The sequence below is a fragment of the Deinococcus pimensis DSM 21231 genome, from assembly GCF_000519345.1.
GTDB classification, from domain to species: Bacteria; Deinococcota; Deinococci; order Deinococcales; family Deinococcaceae; genus Deinococcus_A; species Deinococcus_A pimensis.
In genome coordinates this window covers 189,861-194,578 of record NZ_KI912654.1, presented here as the reverse complement: position 1 = coordinate 194,578, position 4,718 = coordinate 189,861, and the positions used below count along the sequence as shown (strand labels likewise).

The window sequence follows — 4,718 nt, the reverse complement described above, 5'->3', positions numbered from 1 at the left end:
GCGCACCTTCGACCTGCGCGTGGTCCGCCCGGTCCGCGTGACGCTCGTGAGCGCGCGCGGCGCGAGATTGCGGGTGGAGACGGACCGCGGCGTCCTCTCCGCGCGCGGGCTGATCAACGCGACCGGCACGTGGGAGGCGCCGTACGTTCCCGACGTGCCCGGCGCGCACCTCTTCCGCGGCCGGCAACTCCACACCCGCGACTACCGGGACGCGCAGGCGTTCGTGGGTCTTCACGTGATCGTCGTGGGGGCGGGCATCTCCGCCGTGCAGCTCCTCGACGAGATCTCACGCGTGACCCGCACCACCTGGGTGACGCGCCGTGAACCGGTCTTCCGCGAGGGGCCCTTCGACGAGGCGGCGGGCCGCGCGGCGGTCGCCCTGGTGGAGGACCGCGTGCGGCGCGGCCTGCCGCCCGCGTCGGTGGTGTCCGTCACGGGGCTGCCCGTCACGCCGCAGGTTCGCGCGATGCGCGAGCGCGGCGTCCTGAACCGCCTCGCGATGTTCGACGAGATCACGGAGACGGGCGTGCGCTGGTCGGACGGACGCGACCTCGCCGCGGACGTGATCCTGTGGTGCACGGGCTTCCGAGGCGCGCTCGATCACCTCGCGCCCCTGATGCTGCGCGAGCCTTCCGGCGGCATCACCATGACGGGACGGCTCGCGACGCAGGTCGCGCGTGACCCGCGCGTGCACCTCGTGGGCTACGGGCCGTCGGCGTCCACGATCGGCGCGAACCGCGCCGGACGCGCCGCCGCGACGGAACTGCTGGGCTTCCTGGGAAGGCGTTGACCTCGCGCGGCCTCAACGCCCGCCGAGGCCGTCCGTCCGTACGTCCGGCAGTTCCCGGCGCCACGTCGCCGCGAGGTCTTCGAGCACGAGGAGCGCGCCCAGCACGAAGGGACGCTCGTGCTCGCGGCGCGCGAGGAACGCCAGATTCTCCGTCGCGGCGAGCAACCGGAGCGCGCGCACCGCTTCCCGGCTTCCCTCCGGCAGGGGACGTACCCGCGAGTAGCTCGTGAGGAACGCGTCCCGTTCGGCCTCGTCCAGCGCGAGCGTCACGCCCGCGACGTCGAGGAGGAACGGCCCGAACCCGCAGCGGTCCCAGTCGAGCAGGCCCAGCGTGCCGCCCTGCGTGACGAAGTTGCCCGGGTGCGCGTCCGCGTGGACGAGCCCGTACCCGCCGGGCAGGCTCGTCCAGTCCCCCAGGAGCGCCCCGATGATCTCCAGGTTCTCCAGCAGGACGTCCGACCGCTCCGGTGGCCACCCCTCCGGTGGGAGGGACGCCCGGAGCTCCCGGCCGCAGAGGGCGAAGTAGGCCGCGTCGTACGTGGGCCGATCGAGCGGGCCGCCCGGGTCGAAGTGTCCGGAGAGCGTGTGCACCCGACCGAGCAGTTCGCCTGCCCACGCGGCCTGCTCCCGTGTGAATTCCACGTCCTCCGCCAGGGGCTCGCCCTCGACCCACGTGAGCAGGCTGCACAGGGTCGCTTTACCGGACGGGAGCAGCGCGACGTCCACGACCAGTTCGCCCGTCTCGGCCCGTGTGGCCCCCGGCACCCTTCCGGACAGCCGCGCCGAGAGGTACTCCAGCCACACGAGCTCCGCTTCGAGCCTCGACCGGGCGTGCCGCGCGGCCGTGTGGAGCCGCAACGCCCGCTTCCCTCCGTCCGGGAGGTCGACGCGGTAGACGGTGTTGTCCCCGCGGCGCAGCAGCGTGGTGCGGGCCCCCGCGACGCCGAAGCGCGACAGGACCTCCCGGACGACGCTGTCCGGGGGCAGGGAAGGATCAGCGAGCGTCACACGGTGATTCTACGCATTCACGCCGCGACCCGGCCTGTTCGGCCGCTTCGTCCGTTACGCTCGACGGGTGCCCCTCCGTCTGTCCCTGCGGTCCCCGTCCCCGCCCGAACGTGCCCGAGCGCTCGAGGCGGCGCACGCGGCGTCCCTGACGTACCCCGAACCCTGCGCGACGCGCGGCCTGGTGCCCGCCGGGTACCGTCTCGACGTCACGGCTGCGGCGCTCGGTGAGGGGCGCGCCACCTTCGAACGCGCGCGTGACCTGTTGCGTGTCTGGACGCCCTTCGATCAGCCTTGGCTCACCCTTCACGGTGCGGACGCGCCTCCGTTCGAGGGGCAGGTGCTGCTGCTGCACGCGCGGGTCGCCGGGCTGCACTCGCTCAACGTCTGCCGTGTGGTGTACGTCGAGGACGCGCCGCGCGTGTGCGCGTTCGCGTACGGCACGCTCGATCCGCATGCCGCGCGCGGCGAGGAGCGCTTCGAGGTGCGCCTGCACGACGACGACGCGGTGACCTTCCGGATCAAGGCGTTCTCCCGTCCGAACGGTCTGCTCGCGAGGCTCGGCTTCGTGCCGATGCGCCTGCTGCAGCGCCGGTTCGCCCGTCTCGCCGTACGCGCGATGCGGACGAGGTGCGGCTGAACCGGCGCCCATTGCCCTTGCGGCCCGACGCTGCCCAAAGCGCATCACCGACGCTCTTCTCTCGACCTCCTCGCGGCACCCGCTGGCCGTCCATGTGGGAATCAGCGCTGGCAGCATGGTCACGGCTCCAGTGTTCGGCGAGACGTACAATGACCCGGATCAGGGGTTCGTGATCGACCAGGGACTGGGGCTGGTTGACTTCGCCTTGCTCCCTCATCTCGACCACGAGCGTCACCCGGAAAGCTCCTCGGATCGTGTCGGTAAGATGGCTGCGCGGGTTCCCGTACCCACCTACGGGATCGACGATCAAACCGCGGTCAAAGAATCGAATGGCAGGGTAGAAGTCATCTCCGAGGGGCATTGGCAGCTGTGGCAACCACAAGCGGAGGTTTCTCGAGATGATCGTTGACCCGCACCCCTCGGGGTTCTTCTGGACCATCGAGGGCTGCGACTGCCGCCCTTGACGGCTCCGCTCATCAAAGACCGATTCAGGCCTGTTTTGCGATTTCCCAGATGATACCTGCAGGATCACGAAAGCTTGCTGTGCGCACACCCCAGGGACGATCCAGCGGACCATTCAGCAACGTCACTCCACGCTCCACGAGCTCCGCACACAGGGCGTCCACGTCCTGCACGTGTATCGTGAACACCATCCGAGCCCCTGACGTCGCCGCGCCCACCTTTGCAGGGGCAACCAAGGCGTCCGCCTCACTGACACGCAGAAGGTTGATCAGGGTCGAACCGAACTGGAATACGACGGAATGCTCGTCCTCGAACACCACGGGTAAACCGAACACGTGCAGATAGAACTGGCGCGTGGCTTGCAGGTCTTCGGTGAACGCGGTGACCGCGTAGATGCCACTGACCCAGGACGAGCCGGGGGATTCCTGTGTGAACATAACGTGCTCCTATCGTTGTGGGGCTTTCGAGGACGGTGGCTGTTGGGGACGTTCCGCTCGAACCATACATCACCCGTCATGGGAGGTGAAGGCGGTGAAGTCGAACGGGGGCGATCGAGTTCAGAGCAGACCGGGAAGATGCCTCGTCTGGATGTGGTGCCTGACAACGTCGTCGGCGAACGTTCGACAGGACGAAACGTCAGGCGTTTTGAGGGTCAAGCCGAGCGGCGAGGGAGCAGATCGAGCAGGTGTTCGCGGGACGCGCGGAGGCGCTCCAGCAGCGGCTCGGACGGGCACGGCGACAAGCGATGGCCGAGTACCAGGCGCGTCGACGCGCGGTGTTCCAACAGGCGATCGAGGAGGAGCTCTCCCAGGTGCCTTGAGTCTGGGCGTGGCACGCGGGTTCGGCGACGAACTCGAAGATGGAATGACGCGGCCGGACCTCATGGAAGGGTCCGGCCGCGTTCATGACGTGCAGGGCGTGAGGGCGGACGTCGACCGCCCGGCGTCTCAGTCGGCGGCGTTCAGGGCCCCGTCTTCGTGGAGACCCGGGCCCGCCGTGGAGCGGCGCTGAAGCAGCGCGAGCAGCACCGCGAGCACCGCGATGACCGCCGCGAGGACGAAGGCCGCCTGCAACCCCGCGGTCTGCGCCGCGACCGGAGACGCACCCCCCCGCGTGAGTGCGGCCGTTCGGGCAGTCATGACGGTGACGAGCAGCGCGGTGCCCACCGCGCCCGCCACCTGCTGCGCGGTGCTCAGAATCGCGCTGCCGTGCGAGTGCAGCCGTGCGGGCAGCGGCGCAAGGGTGCTGGTGAACACCGGGGTGAACAGCAGCGCCAGACCGACGCTCAGCACGAGGTGCAGCCCGAGCAGCAGCCACACGGGCGTGCGCGCGTCGATGCCGCCGAAGGCCCACAGCACGGCCGTCATCAGGACGGCGCCCGGCACGACCAATGGCAGGGGTCCCACGCGGTCGAAGAGCCGACCGACGAGGGGCGCCAGGAGGCCCATCACGAGCCCGCCGGGCAGCAGCAGCAGGCCGGTCTGGAGGGTGTCGAGGCCGCGGATCGTCTGGAAGTACAGCGGAAGCAGGATCGCCCCGCCGAACAGCGCCGTCATCGCGATCATCATCAGCAGCACGCCCAGCGTGAACGCCGGGAAGCGGAAGGCGCGCAGGTCCAGCAGGGCCGCGTCCCGCCGCGCGAGGCGAAGCTGACGCCACGTGAACAGCGCGAGGGCCACCACGCCGAGTCCGAGTGGCCACGCGGCGCCCGCGAGTCCGGCGGGCGTGCCGATGGTGCTGAGGCCGTAGACGAGGCCGCCGAAGCCGAGCGCGGCGAGCGGGACGGACAGGGCGTCGAGGGTGCTTTCCCGGCGCTCGCCG

The 4,718-nt window shown here is 70.3% G+C and carries 6 protein-coding genes; 3 read left to right on the top strand and 3 right to left on the bottom strand.

What is annotated here, in order from left to right:
* A partial coding sequence (locus DEIPI_RS31645; RefSeq protein WP_045234447.1) for an NAD(P)-binding domain-containing protein occupies window positions 1–790 on the top strand: 790 nt, incomplete at its 5' end.
* Window positions 791–802: 12 nt separating this feature from the next.
* On the opposite strand, the gene DEIPI_RS0115750 is transcribed toward DEIPI_RS31645, so the two are convergent.
* Window positions 803–1,798 (bottom strand): phosphotransferase enzyme family protein, encoded by a 996-nt coding sequence (locus DEIPI_RS0115750; RefSeq protein WP_027482413.1) that lies wholly within the window; start codon window positions 1,796–1,798, stop codon window positions 803–805.
* A gap of 67 nt (window positions 1,799–1,865) precedes the next feature.
* Between DEIPI_RS0115750 and DEIPI_RS31640 the strand changes: the two genes are divergently transcribed.
* Both DEIPI_RS31640 and DEIPI_RS36755 read left to right on the top strand, forming a co-directional pair.
* Window positions 1,866–2,435 (top strand): DUF1990 domain-containing protein, encoded by a 570-nt coding sequence (locus DEIPI_RS31640; RefSeq protein ID WP_052351770.1) that lies wholly within the window; start codon window positions 1,866–1,868, stop codon window positions 2,433–2,435.
* Window positions 2,436–2,529: 94 nt separating this feature from the next.
* Window positions 2,530–2,844 carry a Type 1 glutamine amidotransferase-like domain-containing protein gene (locus tag DEIPI_RS36755; RefSeq protein WP_281173229.1) on the top strand — a complete coding sequence of 105 codons (315 nt, stop codon included), beginning with the start codon at window positions 2,530–2,532 and terminating at the stop codon, window positions 2,842–2,844.
* A gap of 79 nt (window positions 2,845–2,923) precedes the next feature.
* On the opposite strand, the gene DEIPI_RS0115740 is transcribed toward DEIPI_RS36755, so the two are convergent.
* The gene (locus DEIPI_RS0115740; RefSeq protein ID WP_045234446.1) at window positions 2,924–3,334 is read right to left on the bottom strand and encodes a VOC family protein; all 411 of its coding nucleotides are present in this window, start codon (window positions 3,332–3,334) and stop codon (window positions 2,924–2,926) included.
* A gap of 510 nt (window positions 3,335–3,844) precedes the next feature.
* On the bottom strand, window positions 3,845–4,718 hold an 874-nt coding region (locus DEIPI_RS31635; protein WP_157463724.1), incomplete at its 5' end, for an MFS transporter.